This is a genomic window from Crocinitomicaceae bacterium (assembly GCA_016708105.1).
In the GTDB taxonomy this organism is placed as follows: Bacteria; Bacteroidota; Bacteroidia; order Flavobacteriales_D; family Crocinitomicaceae; genus JADJGJ01.
On the sequence record JADJGJ010000001.1, the window covers coordinates 586279 to 603542 of the forward strand.

18 protein-coding genes and 1 riboswitch are annotated in these 17264 nt (G+C 36.4%); of the genes, 12 read left to right on the top strand and 6 right to left on the bottom strand.

Features of this window, described 5'->3' with window-relative positions:
• Nucleotides 1-9: 9 nt before the first annotated feature.
• On the bottom strand, nucleotides 10-546 hold the full coding sequence (locus tag IPH66_02410) for an RNA methyltransferase (protein MBK7128205.1): 537 nt from the start codon (nucleotides 544-546) through the stop codon (nucleotides 10-12).
• Here IPH66_02410 and IPH66_02415 point away from each other — a divergent pair.
• Nucleotides 538-750, top strand: a complete 213-nt coding sequence (locus tag IPH66_02415; protein MBK7128206.1) for a hypothetical protein — start codon at nucleotides 538-540, stop codon at nucleotides 748-750. The two genes, IPH66_02410 and IPH66_02415, sit on opposite strands and share 9 nt — an antisense overlap.
• 6 nt (nucleotides 751-756) lie before the next feature.
• Here the strand turns inward: IPH66_02415 and IPH66_02420 are convergent, their stop codons facing one another.
• Nucleotides 757-1290 (bottom strand): hypothetical protein, encoded by a 534-nt coding sequence (locus tag IPH66_02420; GenBank protein MBK7128207.1) that lies wholly within the window; start codon nucleotides 1288-1290, stop codon nucleotides 757-759.
• Between the two features lie 43 nt (nucleotides 1291-1333).
• On the bottom strand, nucleotides 1334-2053 hold the full coding sequence (locus tag IPH66_02425; GenBank protein MBK7128208.1) for a pyridoxine 5'-phosphate synthase: 720 nt from the start codon (nucleotides 2051-2053) through the stop codon (nucleotides 1334-1336).
• Nucleotides 2054-2206: 153 nt separating this feature from the next.
• On the opposite strand from IPH66_02425, the gene IPH66_02430 reads away from it, so the two are divergent.
• The 6 genes from IPH66_02430 (at nucleotide 2207) to IPH66_02455 (ending at nucleotide 9311) form a co-directional block, all read left to right on the top strand.
• On the top strand, nucleotides 2207-2869 hold the full coding sequence (locus IPH66_02430; protein ID MBK7128209.1) for a CBS domain-containing protein: 663 nt from the start codon (nucleotides 2207-2209) through the stop codon (nucleotides 2867-2869).
• 2 nt (nucleotides 2870-2871) lie between these two features.
• Nucleotides 2872-3753 (top strand): NAD kinase, encoded by an 882-nt coding sequence (locus IPH66_02435; GenBank protein MBK7128210.1) that lies wholly within the window; start codon nucleotides 2872-2874, stop codon nucleotides 3751-3753.
• A gap of 153 nt (nucleotides 3754-3906) precedes the next feature.
• A riboswitch (cobalamin riboswitch) is annotated at nucleotides 3907-4122 on the top strand.
• Between the two features lie 101 nt (nucleotides 4123-4223).
• A complete protein-coding gene (locus IPH66_02440) occupies nucleotides 4224-5222 on the top strand; it encodes a DUF4465 domain-containing protein (protein ID MBK7128211.1) in 999 nt (332 codons plus the stop codon).
• A gap of 3 nt (nucleotides 5223-5225) precedes the next feature.
• A complete protein-coding gene (locus tag IPH66_02445) occupies nucleotides 5226-7247 on the top strand; it encodes a TonB-dependent receptor (GenBank protein MBK7128212.1) in 2022 nt (673 codons plus the stop codon).
• Nucleotides 7244-8326, top strand: a complete 1083-nt coding sequence (locus IPH66_02450; protein MBK7128213.1) for a hypothetical protein — start codon at nucleotides 7244-7246, stop codon at nucleotides 8324-8326. The genes IPH66_02445 and IPH66_02450 overlap by 4 nt, the downstream gene beginning before the upstream one ends.
• Complete coding sequence (locus IPH66_02455; protein ID MBK7128214.1) at nucleotides 8319-9311, top strand: T9SS type A sorting domain-containing protein; 993 nt, start codon at nucleotides 8319-8321, stop codon at nucleotides 9309-9311. Before IPH66_02450 ends, IPH66_02455 begins: the two co-directional genes overlap by 8 nt.
• A 122-nt stretch (nucleotides 9312-9433) precedes the next feature.
• Here the strand turns inward: IPH66_02455 and IPH66_02460 are convergent, their stop codons facing one another.
• Both IPH66_02460 and IPH66_02465 read right to left on the bottom strand, forming a co-directional pair.
• Nucleotides 9434-10594: a glycosyltransferase gene (locus IPH66_02460; GenBank protein MBK7128215.1), complete on the bottom strand. Its 1161-nt coding sequence runs from the start codon at nucleotides 10592-10594 to the stop codon at nucleotides 9434-9436.
• Nucleotides 10587-11006 (bottom strand): OsmC family protein, encoded by a 420-nt coding sequence (locus tag IPH66_02465; GenBank protein MBK7128216.1) that lies wholly within the window; start codon nucleotides 11004-11006, stop codon nucleotides 10587-10589. The genes IPH66_02460 and IPH66_02465 overlap by 8 nt, the downstream gene beginning before the upstream one ends.
• Nucleotides 11007-11144: 138 nt before the next feature.
• On the opposite strand from IPH66_02465, the gene IPH66_02470 reads away from it, so the two are divergent.
• Together IPH66_02470 and IPH66_02475 are read left to right on the top strand one after the other, a co-directional pair.
• Nucleotides 11145-11603 (top strand): DUF1569 domain-containing protein, encoded by a 459-nt coding sequence (locus IPH66_02470; GenBank protein MBK7128217.1) that lies wholly within the window; start codon nucleotides 11145-11147, stop codon nucleotides 11601-11603.
• Complete coding sequence (locus tag IPH66_02475) at nucleotides 11600-12268, top strand: YceH family protein (protein MBK7128218.1); 669 nt, start codon at nucleotides 11600-11602, stop codon at nucleotides 12266-12268. The genes IPH66_02470 and IPH66_02475 overlap by 4 nt, the downstream gene beginning before the upstream one ends.
• Before the next feature lie 57 nt (nucleotides 12269-12325).
• Here IPH66_02475 and IPH66_02480 read toward each other — a convergent pair whose 3' ends face one another.
• Entirely contained in the window at nucleotides 12326-12694 is a 369-nt protein-coding gene (locus IPH66_02480; protein ID MBK7128219.1) for a hypothetical protein, read from the bottom strand.
• Between the two features lie 282 nt (nucleotides 12695-12976).
• Here IPH66_02480 and IPH66_02485 point away from each other — a divergent pair, with 282 nt between their 5' ends.
• From IPH66_02485 to IPH66_02495, 3 genes are all read left to right on the top strand, one after another.
• Nucleotides 12977-13930: a hypothetical protein gene (locus tag IPH66_02485; GenBank protein ID MBK7128220.1), complete on the top strand. Its 954-nt coding sequence runs from the start codon at nucleotides 12977-12979 to the stop codon at nucleotides 13928-13930.
• A gap of 13 nt (nucleotides 13931-13943) precedes the next feature.
• Nucleotides 13944-14402, top strand: a complete 459-nt coding sequence (locus IPH66_02490) for a type II toxin-antitoxin system VapC family toxin (protein MBK7128221.1) — start codon at nucleotides 13944-13946, stop codon at nucleotides 14400-14402.
• 138 nt (nucleotides 14403-14540) lie between these two features.
• Nucleotides 14541-17240 carry a valine--tRNA ligase gene (locus IPH66_02495; protein MBK7128222.1) on the top strand — a complete coding sequence of 900 codons (2700 nt, stop codon included), beginning with the start codon at nucleotides 14541-14543 and terminating at the stop codon, nucleotides 17238-17240.
• The last annotated feature ends 24 nt before the right edge of the window (nucleotides 17241-17264 follow it).

Consider the following 17264-nt stretch of genomic DNA (forward strand, 5'->3'; position numbering starts at 1 on the left):
GGAGAAATTTTAGTTCTTCATTTTAATAAAAAAATCCCAACAAACAATGCCGGTGCAAACTGAAATATTGATGCTGTGTTTTGTTCCTTCTTGCGGAATTTCAATAACTCCATCACAAGCATCTATTACTGGTTGACTCACCCCATCCACTTCATTGCCAAAAATAAAAGCATATCGTTTACTTTTGTCCGGATAAAAATTTTGCAACATCATAGCATGCTCAGCTTGTTCCACGGCGTAACAAATCACGCCTGAACTGCGCAAGGCAATGACCAATTCAAGTGTATCAATGGCGTAAGCCCAAGCCACGCTTTCAGTTGCACCAAGTGCCGTTTTATGAATGTCACGGTGCGGTGGCTGCGGACTGATACCGCAAAGAAAAATCTTTTCAATTCTGAATGCGTCTGCCGTTCTGAAAACTGAACCCACGTTGTTGTGAGATCTGATATTGTCCAATACTAAAAACAGTGGAGTTTTTTCAGCTTTCTGAAAATCGTCAATACTGATTCGTCCCAGCTCTTGAAGTTTTAGTTTTTTATGTTTCATTTTTTAGCTGTTGGTTGTGACAAACGAATTTCAATTTATAATAAACTCAAATTTACCAAATTTCAAATGAATCTGTTTTACATTGAGCAGTGGATATTAATATTTATTATTGAAGCTGATCAGGAAAAGAATAAATATCAAATGAAAATGGCAAATTTTAAATGTGCCGGCACTAAAATTTCAATGAAAAAAAGAGCAAGATAAAAAGCATCAATACCTTCTCCCTTTAAAACTTTCTACCAGCATTTTTTCGTACTGGTTATCTATCTCAAGAAACGAGAATTTTTGTAGCTCTTTCATGACACCAAGAGCAAGACCTGCTTTATTAAATTTATTCAGTAAAATTCTTTCGTTGTTCTGATAGGTGAGATAAAGATCAAATGTTTTTAAAGTGCCTCCTCTGTTTGGTGCACCTATTGGAGTAGGGTAGACATTGCCCTGTAAAACACCGGGCAGTTTTCCCGTATTAAAATCGTAAATCAATTCAATTTTTTTAATATGAGATATGTTAATCCAATTCCCCCATTTATATCCAAAAACAGATTTGTATTTACGCAATTTATTTTCGTTATTATCAACATCAACACCTGTAGAAATAACGATCATGCCAATGCCCACTGCCATCACGGGCAAACTTATGAAAGCGCTGAAGAAGAGTAAAAAACCTCCCAAAATAAATGTAAAAACACCATGAACAAGATATTCATAAGTTAATCCCTCAGGGAAAGATTTTATTTTACTCATACGGTTTTAAGACAATGTGACTACAGCGTAAAAATACAGTAAATCATCCTTGGAGTTCTCGTTTGTACATGCGAATGGTATTCTCAAGTCCAAGGTATATCGCATCAGAAATCAAGGCATGACCAATAGAAACTTCAAGCAGCGTAGGAATGTTTTTTGCAAAGTATTTCAAATTTTCAAGGCTGAGATCATGACCTGCATTGATACCAAGTTTGCATTGATTAGCAGTTTCTGAAGCAATGATATACGGAGCTATAGCAGCAGGTGGATTTTCTGTATACATTTCTGCATACGGTCCGGTGTACAACTCAATGCGGTCAACCCCGGTTTCAGTTGCTTTTTCAATGAGTGATGGGTTGGTTTCAATAAAAATTGATGTGCGTACGCCGTATGATTTAATTTGCGCAATAATATCTTTTAAAAAATCACGATGTTGTATGGTGTCCCATCCGGCGTTAGAAGTTAATACACCCGGCGGATCAGGAACCAGCGTTGCCTGTGCGGGTCTTATTTCTTGAATCATTTTTAAAAAACGCGCATCCGGATATCCTTCAATATTAAATTCAGTTTGTACCATCTTTGCCAGTTCATAAGTGTCATGAGTGGTTATATGCCTTTCATCGGGACGAGGATGCACGGTAATTCCGTCTGCGCCAAAAAGTTCACAGTTCTTTGCTGCAAGTAATACATCCGGTATTTTGCCTCCGCGCGCGTTGCGCAAGGTTGCAATTTTGTTAATATTCACACTTAGTTTGGCTGCCATGTCAATTAAAATAGTCAATTTTGATTCAAATTTAAATACTACGAACAAATATCGTGTACGATTGTAAACATTATCATCAGAATGCTGAAATTTGAAAGTTGCCCTGATGAAAAAATCTGATCACGTTTTAACATATTAAACCAGAATAAAAACATGCGCGCTGAAGAATTAATATCAGACATGATTCCACCTTTGAAATTCTCTGAAACCGGAGAACGTGCCCTTGACTGGATGAATGAATTCAGAGTGAGTCATCTTCCCATCGTTGAAAATGGTGAGTATATCGGTCTGGTATCTGAAAATGATATCTTCGATATGCCTGATCCTTCAAAAAAATTGAATGAACATTTTGCCGTACTGCCTCGACCTTTCATTTATAATGACAGACATGTTTATGAACTTATGAAGGTAATTGCTGATCATAAAATTACCGTGGTTCCTGTTCTCAATGAAAAAAATGAATACCTGGGATGTACTGATTTGTTATATCTCATGTCACAAATTACGGCCATCAATTCAATCAATGAACCGGGCGGAATACTTGTACTTGAGATGAATCAACATGACTATACACTCACTCAAATTGCACGAATTGTTGAAGAAAATAATGCAAAAATTCTTAGCTCTTTCATCACATCTTCACCACAATCTGCCAATATTGAAGTCACTTTGAAAATTAATACAACAGATCTTGACAGAATCATTCAAACATTTAACCGGTATGATTATCATATCAAGGAGACTTATCAAAAAAGCGGTTTTCATGATGATTTGAAAAGACGATATGACGAGTTAATGAATTTCTTAAATATGTAAGTATGCGGGTTGGAATTTTTGGTCGTAACTTTAATGATTCTTTTGTGCCTAACATCCAGGAACTTTTCAATACCATGAAAATGTTTCAATGGTCTATTATGGTACATGAAGATTTTTATGGTTGCATTAAAGATCGAATCAACTTTGATTCTGTTCCTGCTTTTTTTAATCAACACAAAGATATCTGGGGTAAAATTGATTTGCTTATTTCAGTAGGTGGTGATGGAACTTTTTTAGAAACGGTGCATCTCATTCGTGACAGTGGCATTCCTGTGCTTGGAGTGAACACCGGCAGACTTGGCTTTCTTGCATCAACACACAAAGATGAAATCAGAGAAGTACTGCAATATATTCATGAAGATAAATATCGTTTACAGGCAAGATCAGTATTAGCATTGGAAACAAAAGAAAATCTTTTTGGCGACAACAATTTTGCCTTGAATGAATTGACTGTACACAAAAAAGATAGTTCATCTATGATTACCATTCACGCATATTTTGGTGATTTATATTTGAACTCATATTGGGCAGATGGATTGATTATAGCAACACCAACGGGCTCAACGGCATATTCGCTAAGTTGCGGTGGCCCTATTATTGTGCCGGGTTCTCGCAGTTATGTGATTACGCCAATTGCTCCACATAATTTAAATGTACGCCCCATTGTTGTACCGGATGATCGTCCAATTAAACTGCGTGTTGAAGGCCGAGGAAGCGAAGGCTTTTTATGCACCTTAGATTCACGTTCAGAAATCATTGATTCATCAGTTGAACTGATTATTAAAAAAGCAGATTTTGAATTGAATGTAGTTCAAACAGATAAACAAAATTTCCTCAACACAATCCGCAATAAAATGATGTGGGGACTTGACAGCCGCAATTAATTGAAAAAAGAAATTGTTATTTAGATTAATGCAATTCATGTATTCACGTTTTGCGTTAGGGCTAATGCAATTCGCCCCTACAATTTATATCCCTATGCCCTAGGTACTAATTCCTATGCCCTATCTCCTAACCCCTAATAAAAAAATTCTACTATCTTTGCCCTGAATAATGGTTCCCGCGCAAGCGAGATTAAAATGGGAATCCGGTGCTTGGTTTTCACTTGTACGAAAATTAAAATTCCGGAACTGTACCCGCAGCTGTAGGCTTTCATGCCTTGAAAAAAACACCACTGTCTCAACCCCATGTAGACGGGAAGGTTTCAAGGTTAGGAGCAAGTCAGAAGACCTGCCGTAATTCAAAAGATAAAACAAGCTTTCGGGATAAAGGCAGGGTTTTGAACTTAGGATATTAGCATCCATTTTCATCTCTTCAATTTATTCCTTTTATTAACTAGTAAAATTTTAAAAGGATGAAAAAACAATTTCTATTTTTTAGTGCAGCACTTATTACATTTTGCACAAACGCACAACTTCATGCTGATTTTGAAAACGTAACATTGGCACCAGAATCCGCATGGTATGGTCAAGATCAGGTAACCGATGGAGATACTATTTTGCAAGACGGTATCTATAGTTTTCAAAACAATTACAACAGTGCTTGGGGTAGTTTTGGTGGCTGGGCAGTTTCAAACGTCACTGACAATACTACAACCGGTTGGTCAAATCAATACAGTGCAATTACCGGTGCCGGCACAGATGGTTCTGAAAATTATGGTCTCTGTTATGTAAATGCATGGAATGGTAATCGCATTTATAATACACTCACCGGCGCCTGGGCTATGGAATACATGTATGTTACCAATACAACGTATGCATATTATTCAATGCTCAACGGAGATGCCTATACAAAACCTTTTGGTGCAGACACCAACGCGCTTGGAATGATTGATGGAACCAATGGCGAAGATTGGTTTCTGCTTACCATTTTTGGTATTGGTGAAGATTCTTTGAGAACAGGTGATTCTGTCAATTTTTATCTTGCTGATTTCCGCTTTGCAAATGATGCAGATGATTATATTGTTGATGAATGGACGCTGGTTGATCTCACTTCACTTGGCAACGTAAAAGGTATTGAGTTTGAATTGTCATCAACAGACACAACCGGTGGTTGGGGAATGAATAATCCCGCTTATTTTGCAATGGATAATTTGATGGTGAGTCTTTCTGTTGAAGAAAATGTATCTGACTTCGTGCGTGCTTATCCAAATCCGGTTCAAACAATATTGAATGTTGATGTTCCGGGCGGAACAATCATCCAAATTTTCAGCAGTGATGGTAAATTAGTTTCTGAACAACTTATTGAAACAACATCTGCCATGATTGATTTTTCAAATTTTAATAGCGGCATATATTTATTAAATGCTGTTACACCAACCGGTGAAATTTTTACGCAGAAAATTTTGCACTAACGAATGAGATTATTCAGACAAAAACAAAAGATTGTGCGGCTGGTTCCGTATGCTTTTGTTTTTGTTTTGATGTTGCCATTCGCTGTTTACGCTCAGCCGGACACAGTGCGGGTTTTGAATCCGGTGAATATTTTTTCTGTTGATGATAGCATTTTGCGCATTACTGATGTGCATGCAATTGCTCCGCATTATCAACTCAATGATGAAAAATTAATGTCTCTTTCTGCAGGTGATGTTGGTCAGGCTTTCAGGTTTGTGCCCGGAATTCAATTAAAAGATTACGGCGGAATTGGCGGGGTGCGCACGGTTTCTTTTCGTACACTCGGGGCAAATCATACTGCCGTTATTTCTGATGGAATTAAATTACCAAACGCGCAAAGCGGCACTATTAATTTAGGCGCTTTTGAATTATTCGGTCTTGATTTAGCGTCTTTCAGTACCGGTAATGTCAATGATAAAACCACCTCTGCCAGTGCATATATTTATAGTAATTCAATTTCAATTCAATCTGTACTATCAAAAAAACCTGAGACATTCAGAATGAAAATATATTCAGGATATTCAACAGTCTCGTTACTTGAAAATGGTTTTTTAATTCAGGCGCCAATTAAAAAAAATTGGTTTGTTGGTGCGCAAGGTATGATGAGGAATGGAACGGGAAATTATCCTTTTATTTATCTTCCGTCTGGGTCATCAGAGGTGCAAACAAGGAATAATTCAGATCTGTTAAGTTATAAACTACGACTTGTTTCAGGTTATGAAAATGAGCAGTCCTCGATGTTGATCAATGCACTTTATTTTAATAATCATCAGCAATTGCCCGGCGCAATCATTCTCTATAACAATTTATCTGATCAAGAATTATGGAATGAAGATATGCGATTTGATCTTCAACAAAAATTCAATTTTAAAAAATTTACTCTTCGTTATCATGCTTTTTATCAACGTGGTTGGTTGAGATATTATGATCCCGGATTTCTAAATGCGCAAGGATTTTTGGATAATTCCTATTTGCAGCAAAATGCCGGAACAGGTTTTATGATGAGAAGAAAATCAAAATCAAACACGGTGGAATTTTTTTCCGGAGCTGATTTTATTTCATCTTTTCTTGAGGGATCATCCATGTTGTTGAAACCGCAGCGCAGTGAATTGAATGCTGTGGCAGGTGTACATGGCGTATATCAAAGAATTAAAATTTCAGCCTATTTGACAGGTCAATTTATTCATGATAAAATTGATTCAGCAAATCTGCGTGTGATCCAAAATAGATTTGAATTATCACCATTTATATCAGCAGGAATACAACCGGTCAAAAATATTCCCATTAAATTGAGAGGACATTATAAACGTGTTTTCGTGATGCCTTCGTTCAATGATCTTTACTACAATTTTATTGGAAACACAGAGTTGAAACCTGAAACCGGTCATTTATTCAATGCAGGATTAATGTACACAATTGATAAGAAAAAGCTGACTATTGAGCTAACCGCTGATGGATTTTATGGATATCTGAAAAACAAAATAATTGCTATACCAACTAAAGATTTGTTCAATTGGAGCATGCAAAACATTGGAATTATTTCAACCAAGGGAACTGATCTGTCACTACTTATTCAGTATCGGTTAAAAAAAATAAGCTTTACGTGGAATACAACATACACGTATAATTTGTCTACTGATATCACCTCTGAAGAAAGTAATTCTTATGGAGACCAAGTTCCTTATGTACCTTTTCATTCCGGAACATTTGGAATGCTAGCGGAGTTCTACAATTTTCAATTGGGATGTCAGGGTTTGTACACCGGAGGCAGATACATTTTGAATGAAAACAACTATGCAAATTATCTTGAAAAAATTACGGATATCAATTTGCAACTTGCCATGAAATTAGAATTAAGTAAGACCATGAACTTCAGACTTAGCGTGGCATGTAAAAATATACTGAACAAAAATTATGAAGTGATTAAGAGTTTTCCAATGCCGGGAAGACATGTTGAATTCAAACTCAATTTTGAATGGAAATGAAAAGACAAATTAATAATAGTGTAAGATGGAGTATGCTTGTACTTTGCCTTGTTTTATTGAGTGCTTGTAAAAAAGATGATCCTCCATTACCACCTGAAAGTCCGGATAAATATGAACATGGTTACGTGGTTTTAAATGAAGGATTATATCAACAGAATAATGCTTCGCTGAGTTTTTATTCGTTAGATGATAACACGGTTTATACGCAATGTTTTTACACTGAAAATAATCGTGGTTTGGGTGATACAGGGAATGATATGGTGAGCTATATTTTAAATGACACCGCGTACATTTTGATTGCTGTAGATGTTTCAAGCCAAATTGAAATTGTTGAAGCCAACACCTTGAAGAGTGTAGCACAAATACCACTTTTTAATGGCAGTGTGGCTCGTGAACCAAGGCATGTCAAAGTTTATGGAGAATCTGCATTTGTGTGCAATTTTGATGGAACGGTTACGGTAATCAATCTTGAAAATTATACGATCACACATACTTTGAACTGCGGATCAAATCCTGATGCTATGGTGCAAAGTGGCAATCAACTTTTTATTGCTAATTCCGGCGGACTCAATTTTCCGGTATATGATTCTACCGTAACGGTGATTGATATGGATACTAAAACGGTGGTCAACACCATTGAGTCTCGTATTAATTGTACACAAATGTTGGCTGATTCTGAGAATGAAATTTATCTTTTGTCTAATGGAAATTACGGAAGCATCAGTCCTGCAATTGTTAGAATATCTGCCGCTACGCATAGTTTGATAGATATTACAGAAATGCCGATTTCACAAATCACAAGCGCAGGTGATTGGATGTATTATTATGATACGAATGTTCAAGAAGTGCGGCGCATGAATTTATTGACGGAAAATTTTGAAGGAATTACTTTTATTGATTGCAGTACTTACGAAACTTTTGCCGGAATAGAATATGATCCCGTTTCAAATTTAATTTTCTGCTTTGATGCCAAGGGATATGTTAATTCATCAGTGGTGAAGGTGTATAACGCGAGCGGAATTTTCCAATATGAATTTCAAGCAGAATTAAACGCAAAAAAAATTGTCACAAATGAGTAAGATTATCTTATTGATTTTGATTTTCATGGGGTCAAATATGCTGTATTCTCAGTACTCACCTGCGGCTAATCAAATTGGTACTATTGCTGTGCACAAAGATTCTGCAACCATTGTGGGCTGGGCTACACAGATTATTGACTTTCACAGAGGCCCAAGTGATATTGCGAATGGTTGGATTAGTTTAGCCTCTTTTGGTGATTCTACCGCTGCGCTGGGTTACGCTGAAGGCACAAGTACTGATGTAGTTTCATTGGGTGACAGCGGATACATTACGCTGGGTTTTGCTTTTCCCATCATGAATGGACCTGGAAATGATTTTGTGGTTTTTGAAAATAGTTTCTCGCATGATTATCTTGAATTGGCTTTTGTTGAAGCAAGTTCAGACGGAATTCATTTCGTGAGATTTCCATCCGTTTCACTCACGCAAACAACTGCCCAAACCGGAACCTACGCCACAACGGATACAGAAAAAATTCACAACCTTGCGGGCAAATTTATTCAGGGTTATGGTACTCCTTTTGACTTGAATGATCTTATTGATTCTGTGAATATAAATATTGACAGCATTCGTTTTATTCGCATTGTTGATGTGGTTGGTACTATTGATCCTGCTTATGCAAATTATGATGTTCAAGGAAATATAATTAATGATCCTTATCCTACCGATTTTGCTTCAGGTGGTTTTGATTTGGATGCAGTGGCCGTATTGAATGAAAATAATATTTACGCTAGTGAAGAGGGGTTGAATTTGCCATTATTTACTATTTATCCTAATCCTACATCTTCACATTTTGTCCTTGAATATCCTGAAAATATTTCTGAGATTCAGGTGATGAATTCTAATGGTCAAGTTCTGATGAGTTTCGCCGCATCAGCAACATTGCAATCTGAAATTCCGCATGATTTAGAGCCGGGAATTTATTTTGTTTTATTTATTTCAGACAATGCTGAGATTTGGGTTCGTAAATTGATTGTGCGGATTTAAGGCGGGAAAAAATCAGAGAATTTTCAAACAAAAAATAATCTGAAACAATTCCTTATTGACGAAAAATCCAACAACTGCCATTTTTAGTCATTAAGATGATTACGGTTGTTAAGAAAAAAATCTCACCCAAAAAATAATTTCCACTTTGCCAAAACCGCATTGACTCCAAATTCAGATTGGATGGATTGCTTCAATTTATTTTTTTCAAAATTCTGGTAGTGTTTAGACATATCGCGTATCGCATGTACTAGCGCCTGATGATCATTTGTTGGAATAAGAATACTATTTTCAGAATTCAAATATTCTTCAGGCCCTCCACAACGAGTTGAAATTACCGGTTTGCCCGCTAAAAGTGCTTCAGCACATGCCATTCCAAAAGTTTCAAATTGGCTATTGCATATATAAAAATCACAGGTAGCCAGAGTATGCATTGTTTGATCATGAGACAATCTTCCGGTGAAAGTAATTTTATCTTCAATCTGCAATTTAGTTGCTAGATTTTTTAAATCTTGTTCATCAGGACCACCGCCAATAACGGTGAGATGTAAATTTTTATTGGCGTGCAAAGCATCTGCAAATGCATGCAGTAAACCACTGATGTTTTTAATTTTATCTGTCAAATCAGAGATGGAAAGGAGTTGTATCGTTTTATTTTGATCAACTACCAATTTGCTTTCAACTGATGATTCAAATTGAATTAAATTAGGAATCACTTCAGCATTAAATCCTGTATTGATTTTAAAATGTTCAGCTAGTTTTTTGCTGACGCAAGATATTTTTACAGCTTGTGCAAGAATCTTTTTATACAATAATTTATCTGCTGCATTTTTCTTTTGCCACTCACCATTCAAATGCCCTGACCAGTGTTCAGTGATGTAAAACGGAATGTTGTCTCGCTGTTTAAGACGAGTGGCAAGCATAGCTGAACGGTAGGGTACATGCACATGACAACAGTCGGGTTTATGATGTAGTTTTTGATAGGCAATGGTCTGTGCTTTTCTATACCTGCGCGCATTGATTATTTTTGAAAAAACGCCTTGCCCTTCTTTGAAATACACGATGATTTCGTGAAAATTATTTTCTCTATTTTCTATTAGTTCAAACTCTTTGTGAATTGTTGCATCTGCTTGCACGTAAATCACAGAAATATCATATGTAGAACATAGTAATTTGGCCATTTGACGAATAAAATTTCCCAGTTGAACATCATGTCGGTTGGGGTACCAACGAGGTAAAATGAGAATATGTTTTTTTTCAGCCAAGTTGAACGTGTTTTCAGGCATTCATTTTAATTTCCATTGTCACATGGGCAAATTTTTTAAACATCGCAATCACTCCGCAATATTTATCAAAAGATAATGTCACTGCTTTGGTAAACTTTTCCATATCCGGATTTTCTGCTTTAAAATGATAAACGATATGTACGGTATGATACATTTTTGGATGATCATCTGTCAATTCACCGTTTACTTCAACATGAAAAGTTTGATAAGGTACACGCATTTTATTTAATACCATCACCACATCAATGCCTGTGCAACCTGCAATAGCAGATAGCATAAGCGCTTTGGGACGTAGGCCTTTGCCTTGTCCTCCTGATTCTTCTGCTCCATCTAATGCTAAAATTCCGCCGGGTGCCTTTGATTCAAAGTGTATTCCATCTTTCCACTCAGCCTTGATTGTATGTTTTTCCATGGTCATTAGGTATTATACCAAAGTTAACAATGTTTGGATAATTTGGTTTTCTGAAAATGAATGGAGGTTTAAAAACTTTCATCTTAGAAGTTCTAAAAAAAGGCGAACTTAGCAGTCAATATAAAAAAACCTAACCCCATGGCATTACCTGATATTTTTTCAAACGAGATAACTGATCAATTAATGAGCCGCATTCATACCTTGAAGGCTGACACACCATCAAAGTGGGGAAAAATGCGCGTGGATCAAATGCTGGCACATTGTAGCGTGAGTTATGAAATGGCTTTAGAAGACAAGCACAAAAAACCGAGTGCGTTTGCACGGTTTATGTTGAAGATGTTTATAAAAAATGCGGTGGTGAGTGAGAAACCATATAACCACAATTTGCGCACAGCACCTGCTTTCATGATTGCTGATGAAAGAAATTTTGAATCAGAGAAAAAACGATTGATTGAATATCTGCAAAAAACACAAGCACTTGGCAGATCACATTTTGAAGGAAAGGAATCACTTTCGTTTGGTGCACTAACAGCCAATGAATGGAATAATTTATTTTACAAACATTTGGATCATCATTTAAAACAATTTGGCGTATGACAGAATCATTAGAAGAGAGCTCGTATCAACTTCCATTATTGAGTTCAGAAGAAATTAGGGTATTAGGTGCATTAATGGAAAAAAGCAAAACTACGCCTGATTATTATCCCATGACTTTGAATGCAATTACGGCTGCATGTAATCAAAAATCTTCACGCAACCCTGTTGTAGAATATGATGATGAAACTGTTGTGATTGCGTTGGATGGCTTGAAACGTAAAGGATTTGTGAGTCCTGTCACCGGCGGAGGATCACGCACCAATAAATACAAACACAATTTCAATAGCATGTTTGATATTCCTAATGGAGGAGTAGCCGCACTCTGCTTATTGTTTTTGAGAGGTCCTTTGACGCCGGGTGAAATTAATTCTAACTCAGGGCGTCTGCATGAATTTCAATCTCTCCAAACAGTGATTGAAACGCTGAATGCATTAGCGGTGTACGAAATGCCATTGGTCAAAGAACTTCCTAAAAGACCGGGACAAAAAGAAGCAAGATATTGTCATTTATTTTCTGCAACACCTCAATCCAATGATGAAGATTTTCTGTCAGAAGAACCGGCAAGAAAATCGGTGAGCTCCCTTGAGAACAGAATCATTGCCCTTGAACAAGAGGTGGCACAACTGAAAGAAAAAATGGAAAAATTGAATGACTTGTTGGGGTGAGTAGGAAAAATAGTCATAGTGATTTTATGTGCGAAGTCAAATACAAAAAATCGCTGTTCACTCATTTGAGTTTGACAAGACTCTTTCAATAAGTTCAATTTCATCTTGCGCTTTAGAGACCAATACATTTCTAACACATACAGAGGTGTCTCTGATTGATTGTTCGTCATGGTTTCTGTGTGTAGTAATCAGATAAGTCATTCCCAAATTGAAACGGTATCCGCATGCTGAACTTTTGGTTGCCGTTCTGATGGTGATGTATCTTTTTGTTGTGCCAAGCGTGTAGTGATTAGTAATTTGAACTTTATACAAAAAATAAGGTTCCCTACCATAATAACTGATTCTTCTTCCAACTATTCGTCCTGTAAAAATTTCAAAATCTGTATCCATGATTCTTGCTGAGTCAATGTGAGTTGGAAATGTCATGCATGTACATGATTTACTTAGTTGACAAAAACCAATGAGCATTGATAAAACGAACCATTTCATTCTGTTACAACGAAAATTAATTGTAGTTATTGGATGTTATGCGATTTTGAATTGTTCTAAAAGATATTCAGCATAACATTATTTTATTCCGTTAGGCACTCTTATCTCACAACAAATTGCCAATTAATTTGATAATTCATTCCCAAACCAGTAAATTTGTTTTCAGACATTGACATAATTTAATTTTTTGACTTAAACTCTAAAACGGAAAATCAACTTGTGGAGAGAAGTATTCTGCATCATATTGTATTAAAAAAATTCGATTTTCCGAATGGAGAAATTCCTTTTGCTGTGCTAACCAGAATAACAGATCAGTTGCGTGATTTGTCAGAAGGCGCATTGCGACTTTATCTTGAAGGACACAGTAATAATAAAAGGGGAAGAGATCCTGAATGGATGAGAAGATCACTTGATTTTTCTCTGGCCGGAATTAAAAAAGGATCAACGATTTTACAAATTAAAGCTCCTGTTTTGTCAGATGCATTAGGGAATTTTCAGCAGCCATTGTTTGATGAGCTGGGTGTTAATGATGTGAGAGAACAATCTGCCCTCAGTTTAGCTTGTATTGCCTATGAAAAAGCAACACAAACAATAGAGAAGAATGAAATATTGGATAAAAATTTACTTCAGATAATGCTGAGATTTAATAAGCTTTTTTCGCACAATCTCAAAGCGTCTATTGATATCTTGGGAGATCTTAATCCTAAAATTACCATTGCACAAAGTACTCTTCAAAAAATAAAAATTCTTGATGAGAAAACACCGGCTGATCAAAAAATAAAACTCACCGGTAAGCTTGAGATGATGAGACATTCTAATAATTTACTAGAGTTGGTAAATGCTAACGGAAAATATAAAGCTCACTTAAGTCCTGAATTTTCATTTGAAAAGGCAAGGTCTTTTTTAGGTAATGAAATCACTTGTATAGGGCTTGCTCATTTTAACCCTAAAGGAAAAATAGTCTCAATAGAAATCCAATTCCTGGAAATGGCGGACAAATCAACGCCATTTTTTGAAAACTCCTCGTATGCAATTCAAGAGCAAATAGATTTGCCGGGATTAGTGGCTGAGCAGAGTTACAAAGGGACTTCATCAACAAAAATCAATCAGTTTGCACAAGATGTTTCGGTGAATGATAATCTGGACGACCTTCTTGACACGATAAATCAGTAATCATATTAGTATCATGAATTTTGTTTTTGACACCAATGTAATTCTGTATTACTTAACCAAAAATGCGCTGGCAGAAAAATTAGATTTGCAAATTAACCCCTTCAAATCAACAAATTTGGCGATAATTTCTATAGTTACTGAGGCAGAACTCATGTCGCTCGCATATCAGCGTAATTGGGGGGAGAGCAATATTGGCAAACTTGAAAAATTATTGGAGCAATTTCTGAAGATTCCCATTCAGTCAAATGATTTGATTAAGGCTTATGCTGATATTGATTGTTTTAGTCAGAAAAAAAGTAAGACCCACACATATCAAGCGGATTTTTCACCAAAGAATATGGGTAAAAATGATATATGGATTGCTGCAACAGCCACCGTTACAAATTCTACGTTGATCACTAATGATAATGATTTTGACCATTTGCGTGGCATATTCTCAAAAGTGATATCCCTGAATAAAGATCTTAAGTAAATATTCTAATTATGCCCGGTTTTGCTGAGTATAACTGGGGTTTTCACACGAATCAATTGCTGTATTTAAATGAACCCAAAGAAACATCTATTGATTATTTTGGGTTAAATTTGCGGGTCAAAATAAAACGCATACCCCATGTCAACTGAAATTCCAAAGCAATACGAACCCGGCAAAGCTGAGAATAAATGGTACTCACACTGGATGAAACAAAACTATTTTCATTCAGTGCCTGATCATCGTGAAGCGTACACGGTGGTAATTCCGCCGCCAAATGTAACAGGCGTTTTGCACATGGGGCACATGCTCAACAATACCATTCAAGATGTATTGGTGCGTCGTGCGCGGATGCAAGGAAAAAATGCATGTTGGGTACCGGGTACTGATCATGCGTCTATTGCCACTGAAGCTAAAGTAGTACAAAAATTGCGCGCTGAAGGAATCAAGAAATCAGATTTGTCCAGAGCTGAATTTTTAAAACACGCCTATGAATGGAAAGATAAATATGGCGGTGTGATATTAGAACAATTAAAAAAATTAGGGGCATCATGTGATTGGCAGCGTACTAGTTTTACCATGGATCCTGCCTATTCTGAAAGCGTTATTGATGCATTTATTGATTTACATAAAAAGGGAAAAATTTATCGCGGAGCCCGAATGATTAATTGGGACCCTGCGGCAAAAACTGCATTGTCTGATGAAGAAGTAGAGTATAAAGAAGTTAACTCTAAACTTTATTTTGTGCGCTATAAAATTGCAGGTACTGAAGATGAGTGGCTAACCATCTCAACTACCCGACCTGAAACTATTTTAGGCGATACTGCTATCTGTATTAATCCAAAAGATGAGCGATTCAAACATCTGCACGGCAAAAAAGCTATTGTGCCAATTTCAAATCGAACTGTTCCGATAATTCAAGATGAATATGTAGATATGGAATTTGGTACCGGCTGCCTGAAAGTTACTCCTGCGCATGATTTGAATGATTATGAGTTGGGAAAAAAACATCAGTTGGAAACCCTGGATATTTTGAATGATGATGGAACATTAAATTCACTTGGTCTGCATTATCAAGGCAAAGATCGTTTTGAGGTGCGAAAGGCAATAGCAACTGAATTAGATGAGTTGGGCTATTTAATCAAAGTTGAAGATCACATCAACAAAGTAGGATATTCTGAAAGAACAAGCGCTGTCATTGAACCCAAATTGTCATTGCAGTGGTTTGTTGATATGAAAGATTTGTCAAAACCTGCCTTGGATGCAGTAATGAATGGTGAGATAAAATTTTATCCTGACAATTTAAAAAACACCTATCGTCATTGGATGGAAAACATCAAAGACTGGTGTATTTCAAGACAACTTTGGTGGGGGCATCAAATACCTGCCTGGTATGACAGAAAAGGAAATTATATTGTAGCTAAGACATGCCATGAGGCTTTAGAAATTTGGAAAGAAAAATTTCCGATGGAATATGCTGAGCAAAAATCTGTAGTTGATTCTGAAGTTACATCTTTTAAATTCAACTTATCAGTAAGTTCTTCAGTTTTAAAACAAGATGAAGATGTACTTGATACGTGGTTCTCATCCTGGTTATGGCCAACTTCAGTTTTTGATCCAAGCATAATAAAAAATGGTTTTGCCAATGCCAATGAAGATTTGAAATATTATTATCCCACCAATGACTTAGTAACGGCACCGGAGATTATGTTTTTCTGGGTGGCGCGTATGATTATTTCAGGATATGAATATACCGGAAAATTACCGTTTAAAAATGTATACTATACCGGTATCGTGCGTGATAAATTAGGACGCAAAATGTCTAAATCATTGGGTAATTCACCTGATCCAATTGAATTAATTGAACAATACGGCGCTGATGGAGTGCGTGTGGGAATTCTCATTTCATCACCTGCCGGAAACGATTTGCCTTTTGATTCATCTCAATGTGAACAAGGAAGAAATTTCGCCAATAAAATATGGAATGCTTTCCGTTTGGTGAATCAATGGGAATGGAAAAATCTTCCGCAGCCTGATGCATCTCGCATGGCAATATCTTGGTTTGAAAGTAAGCTGAATGATGCTATTCAAAACATCAATGAGCATTTTGATAAGTTCAGAATTTCTGATGCCTTGATGGCAATTTATAAATTAGTGTGGGATGATTTTTGCTCCATGTATCTTGAAGTAATTAAGCCGGGTTATCAGCAACCAATTGACAATAAAACACTGGATTCTACCATTGTGTTTTTTGAAAAAATATTACAATTACTTCATCCGTTCATGCCCTTTGTTACAGAAGAAATATGGCATTGGTTGAAAGAGCGCGGTGAAGGTGAAGATATCATCATCAGTCATTTACCACAAGGTGGTATGGTTGATCAAAATCTGTTGCGTGATTTTACATTAGCAGAAGAAGTAATTACCCAGATACGCAACATTCGCAAACAAAAAAATATAGCACCAAAAGTACAACTTGAATTTTTCATCAAAGAAAATAAAAAGTCTAACCGTGAATTGGATGCGGTAATTCTTAAAATGGGTAATCTCAGTAAAATTGATTATGTCACTGAAAAAATGAATAATGCTTTTTCGTTTATCAGCAATAACAACGAGTATTTTATTCCGTTTGGTGAAACGGTAGATGCCGGAGCTGAAAAAGAAAAACTGATGAGTGAATTGGAATATGCCAAAGGTTCATTGGCCATCATCTATAAAAAACTGCACAATGAAAAATTCATGGCGGGCGCACCTGCTTCAGTAGTTGAAAGTGAGCGAAGAAAAGAAGCGGATGTTCTGGGAAAAATTAAAATTCTGGAAGAAAAAATTGGGGCGCTTTGAAAATTGACAAGTTGAATTTGCGTA

What these genes read in the sequence shown, in the direction of transcription:
- IPH66_02430 (MBK7128209.1), top strand. Translation starts at nt 2,207, where the DNA reads ATGCGCGCTGAAGAATTAATATCAGACATGATTCCACCTTTGAAATTC.
- IPH66_02415 (MBK7128206.1), top strand. Translation starts at nt 538, where the DNA reads ATGTTTCATTTTTTAGCTGTTGGTTGTGACAAACGAATTTCAATTTAT.
- IPH66_02465 (MBK7128216.1), bottom strand. Translation starts at nt 11,006, where the DNA reads ATGGAAAAACATACAATCAAGGCTGAGTGGAAAGATGGAATACACTTT.
- IPH66_02440 (MBK7128211.1), top strand. Translation starts at nt 4,224, where the DNA reads ATGAAAAAACAATTTCTATTTTTTAGTGCAGCACTTATTACATTTTGC.
- IPH66_02450 (MBK7128213.1), top strand. Translation starts at nt 7,244, where the DNA reads ATGAAAAGACAAATTAATAATAGTGTAAGATGGAGTATGCTTGTACTT.
- IPH66_02480 (MBK7128219.1), bottom strand. Translation starts at nt 12,694, where the DNA reads ATGACATTTCCAACTCACATTGACTCAGCAAGAATCATGGATACAGAT.
- IPH66_02455 (MBK7128214.1), top strand. Translation starts at nt 8,319, where the DNA reads ATGAGTAAGATTATCTTATTGATTTTGATTTTCATGGGGTCAAATATG.
- IPH66_02475 (MBK7128218.1), top strand. Translation starts at nt 11,600, where the DNA reads ATGACAGAATCATTAGAAGAGAGCTCGTATCAACTTCCATTATTGAGT.
- IPH66_02445 (MBK7128212.1), top strand. Translation starts at nt 5,226, where the DNA reads ATGAGATTATTCAGACAAAAACAAAAGATTGTGCGGCTGGTTCCGTAT.
- IPH66_02470 (MBK7128217.1), top strand. Translation starts at nt 11,145, where the DNA reads ATGGCATTACCTGATATTTTTTCAAACGAGATAACTGATCAATTAATG.
- IPH66_02420 (MBK7128207.1), bottom strand. Translation starts at nt 1,290, where the DNA reads ATGAGTAAAATAAAATCTTTCCCTGAGGGATTAACTTATGAATATCTT.
- IPH66_02460 (MBK7128215.1), bottom strand. Translation starts at nt 10,594, where the DNA reads ATGCCTGAAAACACGTTCAACTTGGCTGAAAAAAAACATATTCTCATT.
- IPH66_02435 (MBK7128210.1), top strand. Translation starts at nt 2,872, where the DNA reads ATGCGGGTTGGAATTTTTGGTCGTAACTTTAATGATTCTTTTGTGCCT.
- IPH66_02490 (MBK7128221.1), top strand. Translation starts at nt 13,944, where the DNA reads ATGAATTTTGTTTTTGACACCAATGTAATTCTGTATTACTTAACCAAA.
- IPH66_02410 (MBK7128205.1), bottom strand. Translation starts at nt 546, where the DNA reads ATGAAACATAAAAAACTAAAACTTCAAGAGCTGGGACGAATCAGTATT.
- IPH66_02425 (MBK7128208.1), bottom strand. Translation starts at nt 2,053, where the DNA reads ATGGCAGCCAAACTAAGTGTGAATATTAACAAAATTGCAACCTTGCGC.
- IPH66_02495 (MBK7128222.1), top strand. Translation starts at nt 14,541, where the DNA reads ATGTCAACTGAAATTCCAAAGCAATACGAACCCGGCAAAGCTGAGAAT.